21 protein-coding genes are annotated in these 23,045 nt (G+C 71.0%); 10 read left to right on the plus strand and 11 right to left on the minus strand.

What is annotated here, in order from left to right:
- Positions 1 to 16: 16 nt before the first annotated feature.
- Positions 17 to 895: an EamA family transporter gene (locus HAV40_RS20015; RefSeq protein ID WP_239087041.1), complete on the minus strand. Its 879-nt coding sequence runs from the start codon at positions 893 to 895 to the stop codon at positions 17 to 19.
- An 83-nt stretch (positions 896 to 978) separates the two neighbouring features.
- On the opposite strand from HAV40_RS20015, the gene HAV40_RS20020 reads away from it, so the two are divergent.
- On the plus strand, positions 979 to 1,938 hold the full coding sequence (locus HAV40_RS20020; protein ID WP_166383467.1) for a LysR family transcriptional regulator: 960 nt from the start codon (positions 979 to 981) through the stop codon (positions 1,936 to 1,938).
- On the opposite strand, the gene HAV40_RS20025 is transcribed toward HAV40_RS20020, so the two are convergent.
- On the minus strand, positions 1,879 to 2,655 hold the full coding sequence (locus HAV40_RS20025) for a sulfite exporter TauE/SafE family protein (protein ID WP_166383469.1): 777 nt from the start codon (positions 2,653 to 2,655) through the stop codon (positions 1,879 to 1,881). The genes HAV40_RS20020 and HAV40_RS20025 overlap by 60 nt on opposite strands.
- Before the next feature lie 249 nt (positions 2,656 to 2,904).
- Here HAV40_RS20025 and HAV40_RS20030 point away from each other — a divergent pair, with 249 nt between their 5' ends.
- Positions 2,905 to 3,711 carry an alpha/beta fold hydrolase gene (locus HAV40_RS20030; RefSeq protein ID WP_166383471.1) on the plus strand — a complete coding sequence of 269 codons (807 nt, stop codon included), beginning with the start codon at positions 2,905 to 2,907 and terminating at the stop codon, positions 3,709 to 3,711.
- A gap of 185 nt (positions 3,712 to 3,896) precedes the next feature.
- On the opposite strand, the gene HAV40_RS20035 is transcribed toward HAV40_RS20030, so the two are convergent.
- The 4 genes from HAV40_RS20035 to prfB form a co-directional block, all read right to left on the minus strand.
- Positions 3,897 to 5,141: a M23 family metallopeptidase gene (locus tag HAV40_RS20035; protein WP_166383473.1), complete on the minus strand. Its 1,245-nt coding sequence runs from the start codon at positions 5,139 to 5,141 to the stop codon at positions 3,897 to 3,899.
- Positions 5,142 to 5,282: 141 nt separating this feature from the next.
- Complete coding sequence (ftsX, locus tag HAV40_RS20040; protein WP_166383475.1) at positions 5,283 to 6,158, minus strand: permease-like cell division protein FtsX; 876 nt, start codon at positions 6,156 to 6,158, stop codon at positions 5,283 to 5,285.
- Between the two features lie 64 nt (positions 6,159 to 6,222).
- Positions 6,223 to 6,903 carry a cell division ATP-binding protein FtsE gene (gene ftsE, locus HAV40_RS20045; protein WP_155390808.1) on the minus strand — a complete coding sequence of 227 codons (681 nt, stop codon included), beginning with the start codon at positions 6,901 to 6,903 and terminating at the stop codon, positions 6,223 to 6,225.
- A gap of 223 nt (positions 6,904 to 7,126) precedes the next feature.
- Complete coding sequence (prfB, locus tag HAV40_RS20050; protein WP_275413453.1) at positions 7,127 to 8,242, minus strand: peptide chain release factor 2; 1,116 nt, start codon at positions 8,240 to 8,242, stop codon at positions 7,127 to 7,129.
- A gap of 114 nt (positions 8,243 to 8,356) precedes the next feature.
- Here prfB and HAV40_RS20055 point away from each other — a divergent pair, with 114 nt between their 5' ends.
- Genes HAV40_RS20055 through HAV40_RS20065 form a run of 3 tightly spaced genes read left to right on the plus strand, consistent with a single transcriptional unit; the run spans position 8,357 to position 11,887 of the window.
- Positions 8,357 to 9,562: an ROK family transcriptional regulator gene (locus tag HAV40_RS20055; protein ID WP_166383477.1), complete on the plus strand. Its 1,206-nt coding sequence runs from the start codon at positions 8,357 to 8,359 to the stop codon at positions 9,560 to 9,562.
- 29 nt (positions 9,563 to 9,591) lie between these two features.
- Positions 9,592 to 10,851, plus strand: a complete 1,260-nt coding sequence (locus HAV40_RS20060) for a 6-phospho-beta-glucosidase (RefSeq protein ID WP_166383479.1) — start codon at positions 9,592 to 9,594, stop codon at positions 10,849 to 10,851.
- Positions 10,852 to 10,885: 34 nt separating this feature from the next.
- Positions 10,886 to 11,887 (plus strand): N-acetylglucosamine kinase, encoded by a 1,002-nt coding sequence (locus HAV40_RS20065; protein ID WP_166383481.1) that lies wholly within the window; start codon positions 10,886 to 10,888, stop codon positions 11,885 to 11,887.
- A gap of 4 nt (positions 11,888 to 11,891) precedes the next feature.
- On the opposite strand, the gene HAV40_RS20070 is transcribed toward HAV40_RS20065, so the two are convergent.
- The 3 genes from HAV40_RS20070 to pruA form a co-directional block, all read right to left on the minus strand.
- Complete coding sequence (locus HAV40_RS20070; protein ID WP_120316849.1) at positions 11,892 to 12,407, minus strand: PadR family transcriptional regulator; 516 nt, start codon at positions 12,405 to 12,407, stop codon at positions 11,892 to 11,894.
- Positions 12,408 to 12,942: 535 nt separating this feature from the next.
- On the minus strand, positions 12,943 to 13,722 hold the full coding sequence (locus HAV40_RS20075; RefSeq protein WP_239085963.1) for a tryptophan 2,3-dioxygenase: 780 nt from the start codon (positions 13,720 to 13,722) through the stop codon (positions 12,943 to 12,945).
- Between the two features lie 78 nt (positions 13,723 to 13,800).
- Positions 13,801 to 15,447: an L-glutamate gamma-semialdehyde dehydrogenase gene (gene pruA / locus HAV40_RS20080; protein WP_166383483.1), complete on the minus strand. Its 1,647-nt coding sequence runs from the start codon at positions 15,445 to 15,447 to the stop codon at positions 13,801 to 13,803.
- A gap of 272 nt (positions 15,448 to 15,719) precedes the next feature.
- Between pruA and HAV40_RS20085 the strand changes: the two genes are divergently transcribed.
- A complete protein-coding gene (locus tag HAV40_RS20085) occupies positions 15,720 to 16,679 on the plus strand; it encodes a hypothetical protein (protein WP_166383485.1) in 960 nt (319 codons plus the stop codon).
- A gap of 7 nt (positions 16,680 to 16,686) precedes the next feature.
- Here the strand turns inward: HAV40_RS20085 and HAV40_RS20090 are convergent, their stop codons facing one another.
- Positions 16,687 to 17,190: a DUF6912 family protein gene (locus tag HAV40_RS20090; protein ID WP_166383487.1), complete on the minus strand. Its 504-nt coding sequence runs from the start codon at positions 17,188 to 17,190 to the stop codon at positions 16,687 to 16,689.
- Positions 17,191 to 17,320: 130 nt separating this feature from the next.
- On the opposite strand from HAV40_RS20090, the gene HAV40_RS20095 reads away from it, so the two are divergent.
- Both HAV40_RS20095 and HAV40_RS20100 read left to right on the plus strand, forming a co-directional pair.
- On the plus strand, positions 17,321 to 17,554 hold the full coding sequence (locus tag HAV40_RS20095; RefSeq protein WP_120316854.1) for a helix-turn-helix transcriptional regulator: 234 nt from the start codon (positions 17,321 to 17,323) through the stop codon (positions 17,552 to 17,554).
- 128 nt (positions 17,555 to 17,682) lie between these two features.
- Positions 17,683 to 18,189, plus strand: coding sequence for an Rv3235 family protein (locus HAV40_RS20100; RefSeq protein WP_166383489.1), 507 nt, complete (start codon positions 17,683 to 17,685; stop codon positions 18,187 to 18,189).
- A 108-nt stretch (positions 18,190 to 18,297) separates the two neighbouring features.
- On the opposite strand, the gene secA is transcribed toward HAV40_RS20100, so the two are convergent.
- On the minus strand, positions 18,298 to 21,141 hold the full coding sequence (gene secA / locus HAV40_RS20105) for a preprotein translocase subunit SecA (RefSeq protein ID WP_166383491.1): 2,844 nt from the start codon (positions 21,139 to 21,141) through the stop codon (positions 18,298 to 18,300).
- Between the two features lie 200 nt (positions 21,142 to 21,341).
- Between secA and HAV40_RS20110 the strand changes: the two genes are divergently transcribed.
- Both HAV40_RS20110 and HAV40_RS20115 read left to right on the plus strand, forming a co-directional pair.
- Positions 21,342 to 21,926 carry a GNAT family N-acetyltransferase gene (locus tag HAV40_RS20110; protein WP_166383493.1) on the plus strand — a complete coding sequence of 195 codons (585 nt, stop codon included), beginning with the start codon at positions 21,342 to 21,344 and terminating at the stop codon, positions 21,924 to 21,926.
- The gene (locus tag HAV40_RS20115) at positions 21,923 to 23,044 is read left to right on the plus strand and encodes a GNAT family N-acetyltransferase (RefSeq protein WP_166383495.1); all 1,122 of its coding nucleotides are present in this window, start codon (positions 21,923 to 21,925) and stop codon (positions 23,042 to 23,044) included. The genes HAV40_RS20110 and HAV40_RS20115 overlap by 4 nt, the downstream gene beginning before the upstream one ends.
- The last annotated feature ends 1 nt before the right edge of the window (position 23,045 follow it).

The following is a 23,045-nucleotide window of genomic DNA, read 5'->3' on the forward strand; positions in this document are numbered from 1 at the left end:
CGACAGGGGTGAACCCTCAGCGTCGGCCGGAGCGCTGGGCGCCGAGGCCGGCGGCTATGACGAAGGCGACTCCGGCGACCTGGAGCGGGTGCGGGGTCTGGTGGAGGACGGTCGCGCCGACGGCCAGGGCGAAAGCGGGTTCGAGGCACATCAGGGTGCCGAAGGCGGCGACGGTGAGGCGGCGCAGCGCCAGCAGTTCCAGGGCGAACGGGAGTACCGGGAGCAGCATCGCCAGCCAGGCGGCCTGGGCGACGATGCCCCAGGTCAGGTTCGGCACGGCCTGGGGTGCGCCGATCAGGGCGGCGGCGACGGCGGAGACGGGCATCGCGATGGCCAGCCCTTTGACGCCGCTGAAGCTGTCGCCGACCCGCTGGGTGAGCAGGATGTACCCGGCCCAGCCCGCGGCGGCGACCAGCGCCAGCACGACACCGGTGAGGTCGATGTCACCGCGCCACGGCCGGGTCAGCGCGAGCACCCCGGCCAGGGCGAGGGCGGGCCAGAGCAGGCCCCAGCGGCCGGTACGGCGCAGCACGGCCAGCGACAGCGGGCCCAGGAACTCCAGGGCGACGGCGGTGGCCAGCGGGATACGGGCGATGGACTCGAAGAAGGCGATGCTCATCGCGGCGCTGACGACGCCGAGCCCGACCGCGCCGAGCAGGTCGTGCCGGGACTGGGCGCGCAGCCAGCGCGGTGACGGTCGGGCGATGAGCACGAAGGCCAGCGCCGCCCAGCAGCCGCGCAGCCACGCGGTGCCCGCCGGGCCGATGTCGTCGAACAGCCGGGTGGAGGCGGCTGCGCCGACCTGCACGGAGAGCATCGAGCCCATGATCAGCCCGATCGCGGGTGCGGTGCTCTGGCGGCGGGAGGTGCTGGTGGCGATGTCGACTGCGGTCACCACTCCATGTCACCGGATGAAGATCACCCCGTCCACCACGGGTCTGCGGACTGACCGTCCGCGGATCGCGGATGATGGGAGGCGTGGACACCAGGCTGCTGCGCGTACTCGTCGAGCTGTCCGACCGGGGCACGCTGCGCGCGGTCGCCGAGGCCACCGGGTACGGCACGTCTGCCGTCTCGCAGCAGCTGGCGACGCTGACCCGGGAGGTCGGCGCGCCGCTGGTCGAGCGCACGGGGCGGACGGTTCGGCTGACTCCGGCAGGGCGGCGGCTGGTGACGCACGCGCGGCCGATCCTGGCGGCGGTCGACGCGGCCCGTGCGGCGCTGGCCGGGGGCGGGGAGCCGGGCGGGGCGGTGCACGTGGCGGCGTACGCGTCGGTGCTGTCGGGGGATCTAATCCCGGTGGTGCGGCAGCTGGCGGTGTCGCATCCGGGGCTGCAGCTGCTGCTGCAGGAGCAGGAGCCGCCGGAGGTGCTGCGCCTGCTGGAGGAGGACCGGGTCGACCTGGGGTTCGTGTACGACTACGACCTGGTGCCGCGCGGCTGGGACGGCTACGCGGTGCGGCAGCTGTGCGAGACGCCGATGGTGCTGGCGGTGCCGTCGGGGCGGACGCTACTGGACGTGGTCGACGAGCCGGGGCGGTTGCACGCGCTGGCGGGGCAGTCGTGGGTGGTCAACTCGCGCGGGCCCGCCGATGACGAGCTGGCGGTGCGGGTGTGCGCGCTGGCGGCGTACCAGCCGATGATCGAACATCGGGCGGACAGCATGGATCTGGTGCTGGACCTGGTGTCGGCGGATCTGGGGGTGGCACTGGTGCCCGGTCACCTGCCCGCGCATCCGGGGGTGCGGTTCGTGCCGATGCCGGGGGTGCCGGTGCGGCGGCGCATGTTCTCGATCACCAGGCCGGGCCGGGAGCACTGGCCCGCGGTGAGCCTGGTCATCGAGCGGGTCGCCGCGCACGCGCTGGCGGAGCGGTGGCGCTCAGGCCAGCCACTGGTCGTAGGACAGCCGGGCGATCAGGGCCAGCACGACCACGAGTAGCACGATCCGGACGAAGCCGGAGCCGCGCTTGATGGCCATCCGTGCGCCGATCTGCGCGCCGATGATGTTGCACACGGCCATGGCCGCGCCGAGCTGCCACCACACGTGCCCGCCCCAGGCGAACACGACGAGCGCACCCAGGTTGGTGCCCGCGTTGACGATCTTCGCCATGGCGGAGCCGTGCAGGAAGTCCGCGCCGATGACGGTGGTGAAGGTGAGCACCAGGAAGGTGCCGGTGCCGGGGCCGATCATGCCGTCGTACAGGGCGATGAGGCCGCCCGCGAGCGCGACGGCGAGCGCGGCCCGTTCGCGGGTGCGGCGCTCGGGGTGGGCGTAGATGCCGGTGTTCGGGCGGAACGTGATGAACAGCGCGACGGCGACCAGGATGCCCAGCACCACCGGCCGGTAGACGTCCTTGTTCGGGGTCAGCGCGATGGCCAGCCACGCGCCGATGCCGGAGACGACCACGGCGATGGCCCCGGCGGGACCGGCCACCCGCCAGTCGATGCGGGTACGCCGGGCGAACGTGATCGCGGCGCTGGTGGTCCCGGCGATGGCGGTCATCTTGTTGGTGCCCAGGGCGGTCGCCAGCGGCACCTGCGGCAGGCCGATGAGCAACGCCGGGAGCAGGAGCAGGCCACCTCCGCCGACGACGGCGTCCACCCACCCGGCGGCGGTGGCGGCGGTCAGCAGCAGGCTGAGGCTACCGGCGTCCACGGGCCGGCACGGGGGTGCTGTAGATCATGATTGGCGGCGCTTGGTGGCGAGCCACATCCCGATCGCCCCGATGGCGATGAAGAGCAGCATGAAGCAGACGAGGGCCTTGAACACCCGGCAACCATAGCGACTGCGTCGCCGGTGATCGAGCGGGCGGTCTCACCGAAGTCCGCCTAGGCGGCACCGGGCTGGCGTAGGTTGGTTCGTGGTCGACCCCCGGACCGTCAACCGGAATGGGAGGAGTCGACCATGTCGGGTCGCAGCAGGTTCCTGGGCGTACTCGCCCTGTCCGCCGCCACGGCGCTCGCGGTCGTGGCCACACCGGCCGTAGCGGCGCAGAAACAGACAAAACCCACGATCGTACTGGTACACGGCGCGTTCGCTGACTCGTCGAGCTGGAACGGCGTCATCCCGATGCTGCAGGCGCAGGGCTATCCGGTGGTGGCCGTGCCGAACGAACTGCGCAGCGTGAAGGGCGACGCGGCCGAGGTCGCCGCCGCGCTCAAGAGCATCACCGGTCCGATCGTGCTGGTCGGGCACTCCTACGGCGGCAGCGTGATCTCGAACGCGGCCGAGGGCAACCCGAACGTCAAGGCGCTGGTGTACGTCTCGGCGTTCGCGCCGGAGGCCGGCGAGTCGGCGGCGGCGCTGTCGGCGAAGTTCCCCGGCAGCACGCTCGGGCCCGCGCTGGCCAAGCCGGTGGCGCTGCCGGGCGGCGGCAACGACCTGTTCATCGACCAGGCCAAGTTCCATGACCAGTTCGCCGCCGACGTGCCCGCCGCGCAGGCGGCGCTGATGGCGGTGGGCCAGCGCCCGATCACCGAGGCGGCGCTGAACGACCCGTCGGCGAACGCCGCCTGGAAGAACATCCCGTCCTGGTTCATCTACGGGACCGCCGACAAGAACATCCCGCCGCAGGCGCACGCCTTCATGGCGCAGCGAGCCGGATCCAAGGAGACCGTCGCCGTCGACGGCGCCTCCCACGTCGTGATGATCTCCCACCCCGACCAGGTCGCCAAAATCATCCAAAACGCCGCCGCCACCGCAACGCAATAACCCACCACCCACCCGCCCACCCCACGCGGCAGCCACCGAGCCGCCGCGCGGCAGCCCCACCCGGCCGCCGCGCGGCAGCCCCACCCTGGCGCAACTCTTAAAAAGTCGCGGCCTCCGGCAGTGCCGGAGGCCGCGACTTTTTAAGAGTTGCGGGAAGAGGGCAGGCCGGTGGGGGTGGGGGGGGGTTAGCAGAGGCAGCCGGGGAGCCAGGTTAGGGGTTGGGTGGGGGTGCCGTTTTGGCGGACCTCGAAGTGGAGGTGGTAGCCGGTGGAGGCGCCGGTGGTGCCGACCTTGCCGATGAGCTGGCCGCCGCGGATCTTGTCGCCGACCTTGACCAGGATCTTGGACTGGTGGGCGTAGCAGGTCGAGATGGTCTTGCCGTTGGACTTGCCGTGGGTGAGGCAGGTGTAGTTGCCGTAGCCGCCGAGCCAGCCCGCGCTGCTGACCGTGCCGCCCGCCGCCGCGAAGATGGGCTGGCCGCCGCCCGCGGCGATGTCGACCCCGGCGTGCAGCTGCCAGACGCCGTAGTACGGGTCGTAGCGGTTGCCGAAGTCGCTGGACTTCCAGCCCTTCGTCGGCATGAGGAACTTCGCCCCGGGCCGCAGGATCGGCACGAGCTTGCCGTACTGGCCCTCCCAGGTACGCAGCTCGTCGGCGATGCGCTCGCTCTGCTCCTTGACCTCCTCGTAGTGCCGCTGCACCTCGGCCTTCTCGGCCTTGGCCGCCTCCACCGCCTTCTCCTGGCGGCCGGCCAGCGCGTCGAGGTCGCGGCGGGCCTGCTCGGCGTCCTGGCGTGCCTTCTCGGCCGACAGCTGGGCCGCGCGGGCGATGCGGGCGGCGTCGGCGGCCTCACGGCGCTTGAGCTCGGCCTCGCTGGTGATCTGCTTGGCGGACCGGCGGGCGGCGACGAAGCCGTCGATCGCGTCGCGCCGGATGCGGGCGATCTGGTCGATGTAGTTGCCGCGGTCCAGGAACTCCTGCGGCCGGGTCGCGGCCATGAGCACGTTGAACTCGGTGAGGTTGGAGCCGTGCAGGGTGGCCACGGCGAACCGGGCGAACCGGTCCCGGCCTTCCTGCACCTGCCGGACCGAGGCCTGGTACGACTGGTCGGTCACGGCCCAGGCGGCGGTGGCCTGGTCGGCGCGCCGCTGGGCGGTGGCCGCCTTGGTCTCGGCCACCACGGCGGCGGCCCGGGTCTTGGCGATCCGCTCCTGGGCCGCGGGCATAGCCGCATTGGCCTCGGCGAGCTCGTTCGCGGCGGTGCGCGCCTTGGCGGACAGCGCCTCCAGCAGCGCGCCGGTCCTGGCCAGTTCGGCGTCGGCGCGCTTCTTGTCCTGCTTGAGATCGTCATCGGGGGCGGCGTGTGCCGGGATGCCTACCGCGACCGCGGTCAGCAGGGCGAACACCACCTGTACGAGTCGCCAGCGCACGGGACCTCCTCGCCTGTCCCGGTCACCCTACTGCCGACATATGCCCTATAACCTGGCAAAACCGACATTCAACAGGAGTGGCGTAGAAAAGGTGACGGCCCGCCCCCGGCGGGGACGGGCCGTCGTCGTGCGATGCCGCGACTAGACGCGGATGTAGAAGCGCAGGGTGACCCAGGCGGTGACGGCGCTGACCACCGCGCCGATGCCGGCCAGGATCGGCAGCATCAGGTTGATGTTGCCCCAGCTCACCGGCAACAGAAGGTCGGTCAGCGCGGCCAGTTTGCCGTCGATCAGCACGATCTTGCCGACGACGAGCATCACCCAGGCCAGGATGGAGCCCAGCACCGCGGCGAAGACCGCCTCCAGCACGAAGGGCGCCTGGATGAACCAGTTCGACGCCCCGACCAGCTTCATGACCGCGACCTCGCGGCGCTTGCTGTACGCGGCGACCTGGATGGTGTTGGCGACCAGCAGCAGCGCGGCGATACCCATGGCACCGGCGACGACCAGGGAGAGGTTCTGGATGGAGCCGAGGATGTCGAAGATCTTCTGGAGCAGCTTCTGCTGGTCCACGACCGTGTCCACACCCGGCAGACCGGCGTAGGCGGCGTTGATCTTGTCGAACTCCTGCGGGTTCTCCAGCGCGACCCGGAAGGACTCCGGCAGCTCGTCCGCGCCGATGGCGTTGACCAGGTCGGGGGCGTCGCGGAACTGCTCCTTGAAGTTCTCGTACGCCATCTCCTTGGTTTCCCAGATGACGTTCTTGACCAGCGGGTCCGCGTCGAGCTGGGACTTGATCGCCGACCGCTCCGCGTCGCCGATCGACTTCTCCAGGTAGATGGAGACCTCGACCTGCTCGTAGTAGTGACCCTTCATCTCGTCGACCTGCATGTACATCAGCAGGCTGGCGCCGAGCATGGAGAGTGACACGATCATCGTGATGATCATGGCGATGGTCATCGTGACGTTGCGCCACAGCCCGACCAGCATTTCGGCCAGGACATACTTCGCACGCATCGGGGGAAATCCTCCGGGGGAGACGATCAGGACGTCAGGGACAGGGGCTCAGTGAGGCGACGGCTCAGCCGTACACACCACGGGCCTGGTCGCGGACGATCCGACCGCCCTCGATCTCGATGACGCGACGGCGCATCTGGTTGACGATGTTCGAGTCGTGGGTGACCATGACCACGGTCGTGCCGGTCCGGTTGATCCGGTCCAGCAGACGCATGATCTCGATCGAGGTGTCCGGGTCGAGGTTACCGGTGGGCTCGTCGGCCAGCAGGATCAGCGGCCGGTTCACGAACGCGCGGGCCACGGCGACACGCTGCTGCTCACCACCGGAGAGCTCGTGCGGGTAGCGGTGCTCCTTGCCGCCGAGGCCGACCAGCTCCAGCACCTCAGGCACCACGCGGCGGGCGACCGCCTTCGACTTGCCGATGACCTCCAGGGCGAACGCGACGTTCTCGTAGGCCGTCTTGTTCGGCAGCAGCCGGAAGTCCTGGAAGACGCAGCCGATCGAGCGGCGGAAGCTGGGGATCTTCCAGCCGCGCATCGAGCTGATCTCCTTGCCGTTCACGATGACCTTGCCCTTGTTGGGCTTGATCTCGTGCAGCATGAGTTTGACGATGCTTGACTTACCGGAGCCGGACGGACCGATGAAGAAGACGAAGTCGCCCTTCTCGATCGAGACCGACACGTCGTCCAGTGAGGGCCGGGACGCCTTCGGGTAGGTCTTGGTCACGTGCTCAAGTCGAATCACGGCGGAGAGTCTACGCGGTGTCGCCGTTTCGCCAAGCCCGCAGGGGTTGAGATGCCGGTATTGCCGTGAATATTCACAGAAAAATCCGTGATCTTCTCGTGATCAACTGTCACCGACAGTAGTCACTTCACCCGGCCGGGCGATAGCGCAGCGATGTCCATACATGAAAGAAACTCCGCCCGGCTGCGAGAACAGCCGGGCGGAGGGAGGTTCACTCAGCCGATCAGGCGGCGGCTTCCAGTTCGTTCTGCTTGCGCCAGCGGATGCCGGCCTCGACGAAGCTGTCGATCTCGCCGTCGAAGACCGCCGACGGGTTGCCCGTCTCGAACTCGGTGCGCAGATCCTTGACCATCTGGTACGGGTGCAGCACGTACGACCGCATCTGGTCGCCCCAGGAACCGGCCGCGTCGGTCTTCAGGCCCTCCATCTTGGCCCGCTCCTCCTGACGCTTGCGCTCCAGCAGCCGGGCCTGCAGAACGCGCATCGCCGAGGCCTTGTTCTGCAGTTGGGACTTCTCGTTCTGGCAGGTCACCACGATGCCGGTCGGGATGTGCGTGATGCGCACCGCCGAGTCGGTGGTGTTGACGCTCTGGCCGCCCGGACCGCTGGAGCGGTAGACGTCGACCTTCATCTCGTTCTCGGGGATGTCGATGTGGTCGGTCTGCTCCACCACGGGCAGCACCTCGACCCCGGCGAAGCTGGTCTGGCGGCGGCCCTGGTTGTCGAACGGGCTGATGCGCACCAGGCGGTGGGTGCCCGACTCGACCGACAGCGTGCCGTACGCGTACGGCGCCTTCACGGCGAACGTGGCCGACTTCAGCCCGGCCTCCTCCGCGTAGGAGGTGTCGTAGACCTCGGTCTGGTAACCGTGGCGCTCGGCCCAGCGCAGGTACATGCGCAGCAGCATCTCGGCGAAGTCGGCGGCGTCCACGCCGCCCGCGCCCGCCCGGATGGCGACCAGCGCCTCACGGGAGTCGTACTCACCGGAGAGCAGGGTGCGCACCTCCAACTCCTCGACCGCCTTGGCCAGGGAGACCAGCTCCGCGCCCGCCTCGGCCATCGAGGCCGCGTCGTCCTCGGCCTCGGCCAGCTCCATCAGCACGGCGACGTCGTCGATGCGCCCGCGCAGTTTCGTCAGCCGGTTGATCTCGCCGGTGGCGTACGCCAGCTGGGAGGTGACCTCCTGCGCCTTGGCCTGGTCGTCCCACAGGTCCGGGGCCGAGGCCGCCTCCTCCAGCCGCTCCTTGTCCCGGCGCAGGCGGGAGATGTCGAGCACGGACTCGATGTTGCGCATGGTCGCGTCAAGGGTCTTGAGCTGATCGGCGTAGTCGGCTGTCACGCAGACAAGACTAGTGCCACCCGCCGCACGGTTTTCCGGGGCGCACCCGCGACTTGACAGGGGCGCACGTCACCGCAATAGTAAATCTACTTTCCTATTATGCGAGGAGGGCCCGTGGCACGGCTCGCCGGTTCGTCCAAGCTGCTCCGGGCGATGAACGAGAGCGCCACGATGGCGCTGCTCATCGATCGGGGCACGCTCACCCGCGGCGAGCTGCGGGAGTTGACCGGCCTGTCCAAGCCGACCACGTCCGACGTGCTGCGCACGCTGACCGAGGCGGGCCTGGCCGTGGTCGTGGGCCACACCAGCGGGGGTCCCGGCCCCAACGCCGAGGTGTACGCGGTCAACCCGGCCGCCGCGACGGTGCTGGCGATCTCGGTACGGGACGTGAGCGAGACGTTACACGCCCCGTTCGAGGCGGCCCTGTGCGATCTCAGCGGGGCGGTGCTCGCCCGCGCGGCGTACCCCAGCGACCCGGCCGACGGCGATCCGGTGGGCACGGTGCGCGCCATCGCCGCCGACCTGTGCGCCCGCGCCGGTCGCGAGCGCGTCACGCACCTGCACCTGGGCGTGCCCGGCTCGTACGACCCCGGGACCGGGGCCATCCGGCACATCGACGTCACCGGCTGGGGACGGCCCGGCGTGGTCCCCGCGCTGGCCGCCGAACTGGACCTGACCGTCGAGGCCGACAACGACGTGAACCTGGCCGCGATCGCCGAACGCCACCGTGGCGCGGCCGCGGGCAGCGGCAGCTTCGCCCTGCTCTGGCTGGGCGCGGGCCTGGGCTGCGCGATCGACCTGGGCGCGTCGCTGCTGCGCGGGGCCACCGGCGGGGCCGGTGAGATCGGCTACGTGCCGCTCGGCCTGGCCGCCCCCGGTCAGCCCCGCGACCTGCAGAGCCTGGCGGGCGGCCCGGCGGTGGCGGCGCTCGGCGCGGCGCACGGCTTCACCGGGGCCACCCCGGAGGAGATGGTCGCCGACGCCGTCGCCCGCACGGACTCCGCCGAGGCGGACGCCTTCCTCGCCGCACTGGCCGACCGGATCGCCGTCGTGCTGGCCGTGGTCGCCTCACTGCTCGACCCGCCGCTGGTGGTGCTGGCCGGCGAGGTCGCCCAGGCCGGTGGCGCGCGGCTGCGAGACCTGGTGACCGACGCGTTCCACCGCAACACCCCGCTGCGGACCCCGGTCGAGGTCACCGCGCTCACCGACGACGCGGTCCTGCTCGGCGCCATGGACGCGGGCCTGCGCTCGGTACGCGAATCCCTGGTCGAGTCCCTGAACGCCCGACCGATCCCGACCACCACGCCACGCGCCGCCTGAACCACCCTCCGCAGGACAGAGAGAGCAGTATGAAGATCGCAGTCGTGGGTGGAGGCTCCACCTACACCCCCGAGCTGGTCGACGGGTTCGCCCGGCTGGCCGGCAGCCTCGACGTCACCGAGCTGTGCCTGATCGACCCGGCCGGTTCGCGGCTGGACGTCATCGGGCCGTACGCCCGCCGGCTGATGGCCCACCATGGCCACCCCGGCACGCTGACCTGGACCACCGACCTGGACGCCGGGCTGACCGACGCCGCCGTGGTCGTCGTGCAGCTGCGCGTCGGCGGGCAGACCGCCCGGATCAGTGACGAGACCTTCCCCCTCGAATGCGGCTGCGTCGGGCAGGAGACCACCGGTGCGGGCGGCCTGGCCAAGGCGCTGCGCACGGTGCCGGTCGTGCTCGACGTGGCCGAGCGGGCGGCGCGGCTGGCCGCCCCGGGCGCGTGGATCGTCGACTTCACCAACCCGGTCGGCATCGTCACCCGGGCCCTGCTCGATGCCGGACACAAGGCGGTCGGCCTGTGCAATGTGGCCATCGGCTTCCAGCGGCGCTTCGCCAAGCTGCTCGGCGTCGAGCCGGGCGCGGTCACCCTCGACCACGTCGGCCTGAACCACCTCACCTGGGAGCGCGCCGCCTACGTCGACGGCGTCGACCGTCTGCCAGAGCTGCTGGCCGGGCACCTGGACGAGCTGGCCCGGCCCGTGCAGCTGCCGCCGTCGCTGCTCCGCCTGCTCGGCAACGTGCCGTCGTACTACCTGCGCTACTTCTACGCCCACGACGAGGTCGTCCGCGAGGAGCGCGACGCCCCCACCCGCGGGCAGAAGGTCGCCGAGATGGAGACCGAACTGCTGCGGATGTACGCCGACCCGGCCCTGACCACCAAACCGGACCTGCTGTCCAAGCGCGGCGGGGCGTTCTACTCCGAGGCGGCCGTCGGCCTGATCACGTCGCTGCTCAGCGGCGACGGCGCGGTCCACGCGGTGAACCTGCGCAACGGCGGCCACCTGCCGTTCCTGCCCGACGAGTCGGTGATCGAGGTCAGCGCCCGGGTGGACCGCGACGGCGCGACAGCCGTGGCGGCCCCACCGGTCGGCCCCGAACTGTCCGGCCTGATCTCCGCCGTCGCCGCGTACGAGGAGCTGGCCGTACGCGCCGCGGTGCACGGCGGCCGCGACCGCGTCTACGCCGCGCTGCTCGCGCACCCGCTGGTCGGCCAGCACGAGTACGCCGAGGGCCTGACCCAGCGCCTGCTCGCCGCCAACGCCGCACACCTGGCCTGGGCGCGATGAGCGCCGGGGTGCCGGGCCGGGACGGGGCGCGCGGATGAGCCCCGCCGAGCTGTTCCTCGCCGTCGACGGCGGCAACTCCAAAACCGACGTGGTGCTCGCCGACTCGGACGGGCGCGTGCACGGATACGTACGCGGGCCGGGGTCGTGCCCGCAGGTGATCGGGCTGGACACGGCGGTGGCGCTGCTGGACCGGCTGATCGGCGCGGCGCTGCGGGCAGCCGAGATGCCCCCGTCCGTGCCGATCGCCCGCGCCGAGGTCTACCTGTCCGGTCTCGACCTGCCCGAGGAGGTCGAGGCGGCGGCCAAGGCGGTCGCGCCGACCGGCTGGGCGCGGTCATACCGGCTGGACAACGACACGTTCGCGCTGATGCGGGCGGGCACGGACAGCCCGGACGCGATCGCGGTGGTCTGCGGGGCCGGGATCAACTGCGTCGGGCGCAGCGCCGACGGGCGCACCGCCCGGTTCCCGGCGCTGGGCCCGATCTCCGGCGACTGGGGTGGCGGGCTGCACCTGGCCTCGCTGGTGATGTGGCACGCGGCGCGCGCCGAGGACGGGCGCGGGCCCGCCACGGCGCTGGCCGGGGCGGTGGCCGCGCACTTCGGGCAGGCCACCGTCAACGATGTGATCACCGGCCTGCACCTGGGCAGCCTCGGCCAGGACCGCATGATCGGGCTGAGCGAGGTGCTGTTCGCCGCCGCCGGACAGGGTGACGCGGTCGCCCGGCGCGTGGTGGCGCGCCAGGCGACCGAGATCACGTCATTGGTCACGGTTGCCGCGGACCGGCTCGGGCTGAGGGAGGAACCGTATGCCGTGGTCCTGGGCGGTGGCGTGCTTCGCGCCCGGCATCCGTTGCTGCAGGACGCCGTTGCCGCGGGGGTGAAGGCCCACTCGTCGAAGGCCCGGTTGACCGTGCTCGCACAGCCACCGGTGGTAGGAGCGGGCCTTTTCGCACTGGACGCGCTGGGTGCGGCGCCTGCCGCCGCTGCCGCGTTGCGTTCCGCGCTGGAGGAGGCGCGCCCCCTCGACCAGCGCTGAGGCGCTACTTGGCGATGGCGGTCTTCAGCCAGTTCAGCGCGGCCTTGTGGTAGGCGACGGCGAACTCCAGCCCTGCGGCAGTGAAGTCGTCGCCTTCCTTCTTGGCCTCCTTGGCCTGCTCGCGGGCTTCCGCGAGCGCCTCGGTGTGGTGCGAGTTGGCGCTGTTGAGCAGCGAGTCGAACTGGTTGGTCGCGTGCGTGGATCCGAACGCGACACGCAGTGCATACGGGTTGCGCACCAGCTCGCGGCCGGGCTCCTCGTTCAGCCAGCGGGCGAAGGCACGCTTGCCGGACGCGGTGATCGCGTAGGGCTGGCTCGCCCGCGGGCCGGGCTTGCCGAGCTTGACGTAGCCGAGCTCGGCGAGGACCGGCAGTTCACGGTAGACCTGGGACCGGGTCATCGACCAGTACGGGCTGAGCCGGCGTTCGGCCGCCGCCATCAGCTGGCCACCGGTCATGGGGCCGTCGTGCAGCAGGCCGAGCACGGCCGCCGCAGTAGCGTTGATTCCTACCTCTGCCATGACTCAACGCTGCCACTTTCACAGCCTTCTGTCCAGGATATCGGCCCATCCACAGTGCACATTCCGCGCCGGACAGTCCCTTGCCGACTGTCTGATCAGACAGGAATATGTCCGTTTCCTGCCTCGAAGGTCACGCCTGACGGGATAACACAAACCGCCCGATATCTCTCTCCCCGGCGTGTCGCCCCATTCGCCCCCCTCCCCACCCTCCCACTCACCGCCCAAAGATCACCCCAAAACCGACATATCCACAGGTCCGTCCACACCCTCCCCTCGAAGATCACGATTTCGTGTCAGATCACTGAGTGTCACCCGAGCTATCGACACGAAACGGCGATCATGCGCCGACATCGGACACGAGCCCTGCGACACCGGTCGCGGCGCGCCAGCCGACAGGGCAGGCGCGGGGTGGCGGAGCGGCCACGGTGCGTAGCCGAGCAGTCGCGGAGACGGGCGGGCACGGGCCCAGTGTGGAGCGGGCGCGGCGCGGGCCGGAAGAGGAGCGCGCCGGAGCGCGAAGGCGGCCGCGGCGGGATCAGAGAGCCGCGCGGAGTGACCAGAGCGCGGGGTAGAACCGGGTGTCCAGGCGGGAGCGGAGGTAGGGGCTGCCTGCGGAGCCGCCGGTGCCGGGTTTGGCGCCGATCTGGCGTTCGGCCATCAGCACGTGCCGGGCCCGCCACAGCGACCAGGCCTGGTCGTGCGAGATCAGCGCCTCGGCCAGGTCCCAGAGCGCACCGTGCCGCTCGCGATCACGCGCGATGGCCACGAGGGAGGCCAGCACCTCGTCCTCGGACGCTGTCGCGAACCCGTGCGCGGCCAGCAGCGCCAGGTAGCCGTCCCACAGGGTCGGCTCGGCCAGCCGCCGACGCAGCCGCTCATCCTCGGCGGGGGCCAGGCCGCGCAGCCGGTCGACGAAGCCGGGGTCCTTGAGCCCGGAGATGAACTCGATCTCGCGGAACTGGGCGGACTGGAACCCGGAGGCGGGCGCGAGCAGGGTGCGGAAGGCGAGGAAGTCCTGCGGGGTCATCGTGTCGATGACGTCGACCTGCTGCACCAGCAGCACCTCGACCGCGTGGCAGCGCTCCAGGCGGACCCGGGGCAGGTAGCTCTCCCCGACCAGCATCCGGTCACGGGCGTCGGCCAGCTCGTGCAGCAGCAGCTTGAACCACAGCTCGTACGCCTGGTGGATGGTGATGAACAGCAGCTCGTCGTGGGCCTCGGGGGTGGACTGGGGCACCTGCTGGGCCAGCAGCTCGGGCACGCGCAGGTAGTTGCCGTAGGTGAGGCGGCCGCCCTGCTCCCCGAAGCTGTGCACGGTGTCACGGTAACTCAGACATATACGAAAGAAGGGGTGGTATCGCACGAAGCGATACCACCCCTAACCGTCAGCGGATCACGGACGCGGGTGGTCGGTGTCCATGTGCGGGTAGCGGTGGTCCGTCGGCGGGACGAAAGTCTCCTTGATGGTCCGCGGGGACATCCAGCGGACCAGGTTGTGCCAGGAGCCCGCCTTGTCGTTGGTGCCCGAGGCCCGGCCGCCGCCGAAGGGCTGCTGGCCGACGACCGCGCCGGTCGGCTTGTCGTTGAGGTAGAAGTTGCCCGCCGCGAAGCGCAGCTCGTGCGACATCCACTCCAGCGCCCGCCGGTCCTGCGCGAAGATCGCGCCGGTCAGCGCGTACGGGGCGACGTTCTCCATCTGCTTGACGACCGCGGCCAGGTCGCCGTCGTCGTAGACGTGCACGGCCAGGATCGGCCCGAAGTACTCGGTGGTGAAGACCTCGTTGGCCGGGTCGGTGCAGACGATCACGGTCGGCTGCACGAAGTAGCCGACGCTGTCGTCCACCTCGCCACCGGCGATGATCTGGCACGACTCCGACGCCTTGGCCTTCTCCAGGGCGGCCGCGTGCCGGGCGAAGGCCCGGTCGTCGATCACGGCGCCGCCGAAGTTGCGGAAGTCGGTGACGTCGCCGTAGGTCAGCGACTCGGTGTCGGCGACGAGCTGGTCGCGGACGCCCGACTCCCACAGCGACCGGGGGATGTACGCCCGCGACGCGGCGGAGCACTTCTGGCCCTGGTACTCGAACGCGCCCCGGACCATCGCGGTGACCAGCGCGGCCGGGTCGGCCGACGGGTGCGCGACGATGAAGTCCTTGCCGCCGGTCTCGCCGACGATGCGCGGGTAGGAGCGGTACCCGGCGATGTTGTCGCCGATCTGCTTCCACAGGTGCTGGAAGACGCGGGTGGAGCCGGTGAAGTGGATGCCCGCCAGGTCCGGGTCGGCCAGCGCGACCTCGGAGACGGCCAGGCCGTCGCCGGTGACCATGTTGATGACGCCCGGGGGCAGGCCCGCCTCCTCGAACAGCCGCATCAGGAAGTGCGCGGAGAACTGCTGGGTGTGCGCCGGCTTCCAGAGCACGGTGTTGCCCATCAGCGCCGGGGTCGCCGGCAGGTTGCCCGCGATGGCGGTGAAGTTGAACGGGGTGACCGCGTAGACGAAGCCCTCCAGCGGGCGGTGGTCGAACCGGTTCCACACCCCGGCCGAGGAGACCGGCTGCTCGGCCAGCAGCTTGCGGCCGAAGGAGACGTTGAAGCGCAGGAAGTCGATCAGCTCGCAGGCCGAGTCGATCTCCGCCTGCTGCACGGTCTTCGACTGGCCGAGCATGGTCGCGCCGTTGAGGGTGTCGCGCCACGGGCCGGAGAGCAGGTCGGCGGCCTTCAGGAAGATCGCGGCGCGGTCGTCGAAGGACATATCACGCCAAAGAGGGGCGGCTTTCTTGGCGGCCGTCACCGCCGCCACCGCATCGGCGTTGGTCGCATTGTGGGTGACTCCCAGCACATGCGAGTGCTTGTGCGGCTGGACGACGCGGATCGCGTCGCCGCCACCCCTACGCTGCTGTCCATCGATGGTCATCGTCAGTTCGAGCTGCTCCGAGGCGAGCTCGCCGAGGCGTTTGTGCAGCCGCGATCGCTCAGCGCTGCCCGGTGCGTAGGTGTGCACCGGCTCGTTGTGCGGCTCGGGCACCACGGATACGGCGTCCATCGATGGCTCCTCCGGTCGGAAGGTTCGTCGGCGTTCTTTGCATACTTGCACGCAAAGTACCGCCAGGACCCGGCCCGGCGGCAGACATGTGATCCGTTCGACCATGACCGGCCCGACGGCGATCGGGTCGGCCGTGATCCAGCCCAGGTCACCGGGCCTGCCCTACCGCTCCAGCCTACCCACCCCTCAGGCCTGGCTAGGCTAGGTCGCCGGAGCATGCAACCCTGCTCGGCGCCGTCGGCAGGCCCACTGTCGCCCAACAGGAGACCACGATGACCGAGCCCGCGATCGCCACGTCCGCCCAACCTCAGCAGCGCAAGGCCGCGGCGCTGCCGCCCGCCGCGCCCGAGGAGCCGCGTACGCCGTCCACGACCGGCTGGCTGGCCTTCCTGGCCCTGGGCTGGCTCGTGGTGGCGCTGCTGTTCTACCGCACCGCGTTCGCCGGAGACGACGGCGACTACAAGCTGGTGCTGGCGGCGGTGCTGCTGCCGCTGGTGATCCAGGCCAACCTGCTCGCGGGGGCGGCGGTCGGGCTGTGGTCGACGCTCGCGCTGGGCCGCCGCAAGCCGTGGGCCGAGCAGGGCCCCGGCCGCTGGGCCGTGGGCACCGCCGCCGGGCTGCTGACGGGCACGCTGGCCAGCGGGGCCATCCTGCTGGCGTACGGCATGTCGGCGCGCGCGGTCGGCGTGGTCGCCGTGGCCGTCGGGGTGGCCGGGGCGCTGGGCGGGGCGCTCGGGGCGATCCGCCCGGCCCGCATCCTCGCCGCGGGCCTGTCCGCCGCGCTGGCGGTGCTGGTCTTCCTCAACGTGGTGGCGCTGTTCTCGACGTCGCTGCTCGACGCGTTCGGCAGCGGCGACACCGCGGCCGAGCGCTACTCCGCGAACGGGCTGCTGGCGGGCACCACCGCGGTCATCGCCGGGCTGGTCGCCGGGCTCGCCGCGTACTGGCGCATCCGGCGTGCCGCCGCGCGCAGCGGGGACACCCCGAAGTGGCCGATCTTCCTGGCCGCGGGCGCGTCCGCCGGGCTGCTGCTGATCATCGCCGAGTTCTGCACCCGGCTCGGCGTCGCCCAGCTGCTGTCGCTGGCCGAGAAGGACATCTCCGCCGACACCGAGATCCTGTCCTTCATCGCGGCGTCGCGCCTGAACACCGGACTGGTCGTGCTGTTCGTCGGCGCGATCACCACGACCATCGCGTACGGCCGGACGCTGCCCAAGGCCGTCCGGGACTGACTCCGGTTCACCGGAGGAGTTCGTCGAGCTCCTCCGGTGCGTACCAGAGCAGGTCCAGGTCCTCGGCCGAGTCCACGGTGAACTGCGCGTCCGGGTCGCCGCCCGCGGCCCGCTCGACGACCTCGGCGGCATCGGCCACCACCGGCTCCGCGTCGGCCTCGTCCACGTGGAACGCCGCGATCGCGGCGCGGCGCACGGCGCTGTTCAGCCGGACCGCGCTCGTGCCCAGGTCACGGTTCTCGACGCTCACCTGGCTGGCGGGCACGTCGGCGGAGACCACCACCCGCCGCCGGGGAGCCGCCGGATCGTCGCGCAGCAGGCGCAGCGCGTCCTGGGCGGCGCGCATGAAGGCGACGTACTCCAGCTCCTCCTCGTCGCCCTCGGCATACCACTCGCGCAGGGCCGGGGTCACCGCGTGCGCGGCCAGACCCGGCAGCTCGTCGCCGTCGCGCAGCGCCGCGACCAGCGGCACCGTCGCGGGCAGGTACACCCTCACGAGATCGTTCGCCACGTCGGATCCCTCCGTCCCCGTTAGCCTGCGCACAGTCTCGCACGGCGACACCGGACTCCCCACGCCACACCATCCGATGGCAAACTGAAGCAACCGCACGAATCAGCCCCTCTTCAGGAGATCCGCCGACATGACTCAGCCGTTGCCCCGCTTCCTCACCCTGGAGCAGGTCGCCGAGGAGCTCAGCACCTCCACGGCCCAGATCTACGCGCTGGTCCGGCGGGGCGAGCTGCCTGCCATCCGGCTGGGCGGCCGGGGACAGTGGCGGGTGGAGCGGGCCCGGCTGGAGGAGTTCATCGCCCAGCTCTACGACGAGGCCCAGCAGTACGTGAAGGACAATCCGCTGTCCGGCGGCGAGGACTGACGCCCTGGCCCGGACCCGGGTCGCACCAAGATCGGTGAGATTGGCATTGACCGATCCCTCATGAGCAAGCTACAAATGTCAAACGGAGGCAAACTCAAGCAAACTCAAGATCGAAGGTGGTGGTCCCGATGACGGTGCTCGCCGTTGCTGCCGGATCCGTCCGCATCCATCGCGCGCCCCCGCTCGACCCGCCGTTCGACGACGAGCTGCGCCCCGTCGCCTACCAACCGGCCCGCCCCGAACCCCGCGAGCTCATCCCGCCCGGGGCCGTCGCCGGAGCCTCCCCCGAGTGCCACACCGCCGCCCTGCGCTTCCTGAACCTGTGCCTGGAGCTGTTCAACGGCTTCCGCTCCCCCGGACAGCTGCGCCCGCTGGTGCGCGTCCCGCAGGCCAACGACGTGCTCGACGAGCTGGCGCGCGGGCTGCGGCGGCTGGCCGTGCTCCGCCAGTCCGCGCCCGCGGGCACCCCGCGCCGCCCCGTGCGCCGCCGTCAGCTGCGCACCTGCGAGCCCCGTCCCGGCGTCGCCGAGGTCGCCGCCGTGCTCAGCGACGGCCGTGCCACCTGGTCCGTGGCCTACCGCCTGGAACGCGACACCGCGAGCTGGCGCTGCACCGCCCTCACAGTCCTGCTCTGACCCCGGGGGGACGGCCGCGCCCACACCGCACCGGCCATGCTGGGCACCACGACGAAAGAAGGACCGGCCGATCGGCCGGTCCTTCTTCGCTGAGATCGTCTCAGAGCGTCATGCGGCGCCGTGGCAGCGCTTGTACTTCTTGCCCGAGCCACAGGGGCAGGGGCTGTTGCGGGAGGCCGGAGCGGCCACCGCGCCGCGGCCACCGCTGCGCGGGGACGGCTTGCGGGCGCCGTCGCCGTTGGCGTTGCCGATGCCCAGCGCCGGAGCCTGCTGCACCTGCGGAGCGCCCGCACCGGCCGCGCCGTCGATCGTCGGCGAGGTGTACTGCACCCGCTGCGGCTGCTGGCGCTGACCCAGGCCCTTGGCCCGGACCTCGACGTGCGACTCGCCGTCGGGCAGCGGCACACCGGGGCTCGACGGCTCGGCGGGAGCCTGCTCGACCTGGACCTCCAGGTTGAACAGGAAGCCGACGGCCTCCTCCTTGATGCCCTCCATCATCTGGGCGAACATGTCGAAGCCCTCGCGCTGGTACTCGACCAGCGGGTCGCGCTGGGCGTAAGCGCGCAGGCCGACACCCTCCTGGAGGTAGTCCATCTCGTAGAGGTGCTCGCGCCACTTGCGGTCGATGACGGCCAGCAGCACCTGGCGCTCCAGCTCGCGCATCGCCTCCGTGCCGAGCTGCTCCTCGCGCCGGTTGTACGCGTCGTGCGCGTCCTGCGTCATGCGCTGCACGAGGAACTCGTGGTCGAAGGTGGAACGCTCGGCGCCCGCCTCCTCCTCCAGCTCCTCGATCGTGATGGTGACCGGGTAGAGCTGCTTGAGGTTGGTCCACAGCTGGTCCAGGTCCCAGTCCTCGGCGTACTCCTTGCCGGTGCCGACGGTGCCGCCGCTGACGTACGCCGCGACCACGTCGTCGATCATGCTGTCGACCTGGTCGTGCAGGTCCTCGCCGTCCAGCACGCGCTTGCGCTCGGCGTAGACCACCTGGCGCTGCTTGTTCATGACCTCGTCGTACTTGAGCACGTTCTTGCGGATCTCGGCGTTCTGCGCCTCGATCTGCGTCTGCGCGCTGCGGATCTGCCGGGTCACCATCTTCGACTCGATCGGCACGTCGTCCGGGATGTTGAAGCGGTCCATGACCGCCTCGACCGCGCCGGAGCGGAAGCGCCGCATCAGGTCGTCCTGCAGCGACAGGTAGAACCGCGACTCGCCCGGGTCACCCTGGCGGCCCGCGCGTCCGCGCAGCTGGTTGTCGATCCGGCGGGACTCGTGGCGCTCGGTGCCCAGCACGTACAGACCACCGGCGGCCTGGACCTCCTCGGCCTCGGCCGCGCAGGCCTCCTCCCAGGTGGGCATGGCCTCGTCGAGCGCCTTGTGATAGTCGTCGCCGTGCTCCTCCTCGGTGATCCCGCGCTGGCGCAGCTCCGCCGCGGCCAGGAACTCGGGATTGCCGCCGAGCAGGATGTCGGTGCCGCGGCCGGCCATGTTGGTGGCCACCGTGACGCCGCCCTTGCGGCCCGCCTGCGCGATGATCTCCGCCTCGCGGGCGTGGTACTTCGCGTTGAGGACCGCGTGCGGGATGCCCTTGCGGCGCAGCAGCTGCGACAGGATCTCGGAGTTCTCCACGGAGACCGTGCCGACCAGCACCGGCTGGCCGGTGGCGTGGCGCTCAGCGATGTCCTCGACGACCGCCTGGAACTTCGCCTTCTCGGTCTTGTAGATGACGTCCGACTTGTCCATGCGGACCATCGGGCGGTGCGTCGGGATGCTCACCACGCCGACGTTGTAGACCTTGTTGAACTCGCCCGCCTCGGTCTGCGCGGTGCCGGTCATGCCGGACAGCTTCTCGTACAGGCGGAAGTAGTTCTGCAGGGTGACCGTGGCCAGGGTCTGGTTCTCCTGCTTGATCTCGACGCCTTCCTTGGCCTCGATCGCCTGGTGCATGCCCTCGTTGTAGCGGCGGCCGTGCAGGATGCGGCCGGTGAACTCGTCGACGATCAGGACCTCGCCGTCGGAGACGATGTAGTCCTTGTCCCGCTTGAACAGCTCCTTGGCCTTGATGGCGTTGTTCAGGTAGCCGACCAGCGGGGTGTTCACCGACTCGTAGAGGTTGTCGATGCCCAGGCGGTCCTCGACCCGGGACACGCCGCGCTCGGTGACCGCGATGGTGCGCTTGCCCTCGTCGACCTCGTAGTCGCCCGCGCCGTCCTTGCCGCGCTCCAGCCGGGCCACCACCGCTGAGAACTCGCCGTACCACCGCTGCGACTGCTCGGCCGGACCGGAGATGATCAGCGGCGTACGGGCCTCGTCGATGAGGATCGAGTCGACCTCGTCGACGATCGCGAAGCCGTGGCCGCGCTGCACCATGTCCGCGGCGGACCAGGCCATGTTGTCGCGCAGGTAGTCGAAGCCGAACTCGTTGTTCGTGCCGTACGTGATGTCGCACTCGTAGGCCGCGCGGTGCTCGTCGGAGGGCCGGTTGGGCAGCACCACGCCGACGGTCAGGCCGAGGAAGCGGTGCACCCGCCCCATCCACTCGGCGTCACGCTGGGCCAGATAGTCGTTGACGGTGATGACGTGCACGCCCTTGCCGGCCAGAGCGTTGAGGTAGGCCGGCAGGGTGGACACGAGGGTCTTGCCCTCACCGGTCTTCATCTCGGCGATGTTGCCGAAGTGCAGGGCCGCGCCGCCCATCAGCTGCACGTCGTAGTGCCGCTTGTGCAGCACCCGCTTGGCGGCCTCGCGCACCGTGGCGAACGCCTCGGGGAGCAGGTCGTCCAGGGTCTCCCCGTCGGCGAGACGCTCGCGGTACTGGTCAGTCAGCGCCCGCAGCTCGGCATCGCTGAGGTCGACGTAGTTCTCCTCGATGGAGTTGACGGCGTCGGCGATGGCCTTGAGCCGACGGAGCATCCGCCCCTCACCGGCACGGAGGATCTTCTCGAAAATCGACACGGGTGTTCAACGCTCCCTAGACAGTCTGCCGACCCATCGTAGGCGCATCGGAGCGCGAATCGTCACCCCCGGGGAAGTGATCCGGCAGAATCGGTCACGAAGTCACAAACCTCCAGGCCGCAAGCTCGGCCGTACGGCGCATTCCGCGCGCGGCCTAATCGGCGTGCCCGCCCGCGCGATCATGTGCCAGGGTGGGGGCCATGACCGACCTGTACGACAGCCCCCAACCGGTCCTGCACACCGCCACCGACCGGGGCGCGAAGCTCACCCTGCGACCCGCCCAGCTCGGCGACGCGCCCGGTGTCCTGGCCGCCTGCCTCGACCCGGAGACCCTGCGCTGGACGACCGTGCCGCTCGCATACGACCACGAGAAGGCCGTCGACTTCGTGACCGGCTACGCCCCCGGCTGGTGGGAACGCCGCCAGGGTGCCGCGTTCGTGCTCGCCGACGCCGACGACGCCTACGTCGGCCAGATCGACCTGCGCGTCTCCGCCGACCCGCAGGTCGCCGACGTCGGCTTCCTCACCGCGCCGCACGCCCGCGGACACGGCTACATGAGCGCCGCGCTGCGCGCCGTCGCCGAGTGGGGCATCCGCGAACTCGGCCTGGAGCGGGTCGAGTGGAAGGCGTTCGTCGGCAACGACGGCTCGCGCCGGGTCGCCGAGCGGGCGGGCTTCACCTACGAGGGCATCCAGCGCAGCGGCTGCGCGTACCGCGGCGAGCGCCGCGACGCCTGGGTCGCCGCCCTGGTCCGCGCGGACCTGACCGCCGGGGCCACGGCATGACCGGCCCCCGCGAGCCGATGACGCTCGACGGCGGCACGGTGCGCCTGCGGCCGTGGCGCATCCGTGATGCCGAGCAGCTGCAGGCGGCCTGCGACGACCCGGTGACGGCACACTTCATGGCGCAGATGCCCGCGCCTTACACGATGGCCGATGCCCGGTGGTGGATCGCCGAGGGTTCGCCGGCGACCTGGCAGCAGGGCGAGGCGACCTGGGCGGTGGTCGATCCGGTTACCGACGAGGTGCTGGGCGGGGCCGGGCTGGACCACCTGCAGGAGGACCGCCGCCAGGCCGAGGTCGGCTACTGGGTCGCGCCGTGGGCCCGCCGCCGGGGCGTCGCCACCGCGGTAGCCCGCACCATCACCGACTGGGCGTTCGGCACGCTGGGCGTGACCCGCATGGAGTTGCTGACGGTGCCGTCGAACGCGGCCAGCCAGCGGGTCGCACTGGCGGCGGGCTTCACCCGCGAGGGGGTACGCCGTGGCGCGGCGACCCGCCGCGACGGCTCGCCGGGCGACTACGCCGTGTTCGTCCGGCTGCCGAGCGACCCGCCCGGCCCGGTGCCGCCCGGCCTGCCCGACTTCCCCGGCGGCGAGCTGACCGACGGGCAGGTGCGGCTGCGCCGGATCACCCCGGCCGACGCCGAGGACTACTTCACGCTGGCCGAGCTGCCCGAGGTGGCCCGCAGCAACGTGGGCGGCCCGACCACCCTGGACGGGGTGCGCGAGCGCTGCGCTCGCGCCGAGTCGGACTGGCTCGAGGGCATCCGCGCCACCTGCGTCATCCTGGACGCCGGAAGCGGCGCGTTCGCCGGTGAGATCGGCCTGTACTACCAGGAGCGCTTCCTGCAGCAGGCCGTCCTCGGGTATGCGCTGCGCCCGGAGTTCCGTGGCCAGGGCATGGCCACCCGCGCCGCGCGGCTGCTCAGCGACTGGGCGATGGAGCAGGCGGGCGTCGTGCGCGTGGTCGCGGGGACGTTCCCGTACAACGAGGCGTCGCGGCGGGTGCTGGGGCGGGCCGGATTCGAGCTCGAAGGCACGTTGAAGGCACGGCTGCCCGCGAACGACGGCACCCGCACGGACGACATCCAGTTCGTACGGATCGCCGAGAAACACCGCTGAC

The organism is Catellatospora methionotrophica (genome assembly GCF_011297335.1).
Classification (GTDB): domain Bacteria; phylum Actinomycetota; class Actinomycetes; order Mycobacteriales; family Micromonosporaceae; genus Catellatospora; species Catellatospora methionotrophica.

Excerpts from the sequence above, each read along its gene's own strand:
- HAV40_RS20030 (WP_166383471.1), top strand. The coding sequence starts at position 2,905 with ATGTCGGGTCGCAGCAGGTTCCTGGGCGTACTCGCCCTGTCCGCCGCC.
- ftsX (WP_166383475.1), bottom strand. The coding sequence starts at position 6,158 with ATGCGTGCGAAGTATGTCCTGGCCGAAATGCTGGTCGGGCTGTGGCGC.
- HAV40_RS20060 (WP_166383479.1), top strand. The coding sequence starts at position 9,592 with ATGAAGATCGCAGTCGTGGGTGGAGGCTCCACCTACACCCCCGAGCTG.
- HAV40_RS20065 (WP_166383481.1), top strand. The coding sequence starts at position 10,886 with ATGAGCCCCGCCGAGCTGTTCCTCGCCGTCGACGGCGGCAACTCCAAA.
- HAV40_RS20070 (WP_120316849.1), bottom strand. The coding sequence starts at position 12,407 with ATGGCAGAGGTAGGAATCAACGCTACTGCGGCGGCCGTGCTCGGCCTG.
- pruA (WP_166383483.1), bottom strand. The coding sequence starts at position 15,447 with ATGGACGCCGTATCCGTGGTGCCCGAGCCGCACAACGAGCCGGTGCAC.
- HAV40_RS20085 (WP_166383485.1), top strand. The coding sequence starts at position 15,720 with ATGACCGAGCCCGCGATCGCCACGTCCGCCCAACCTCAGCAGCGCAAG.
- HAV40_RS20095 (WP_120316854.1), top strand. The coding sequence starts at position 17,321 with ATGACTCAGCCGTTGCCCCGCTTCCTCACCCTGGAGCAGGTCGCCGAG.
- HAV40_RS20100 (WP_166383489.1), top strand. The coding sequence starts at position 17,683 with ATGACGGTGCTCGCCGTTGCTGCCGGATCCGTCCGCATCCATCGCGCG.
- HAV40_RS20110 (WP_166383493.1), top strand. The coding sequence starts at position 21,342 with ATGACCGACCTGTACGACAGCCCCCAACCGGTCCTGCACACCGCCACC.
- HAV40_RS20115 (WP_166383495.1), top strand. The coding sequence starts at position 21,923 with ATGACCGGCCCCCGCGAGCCGATGACGCTCGACGGCGGCACGGTGCGC.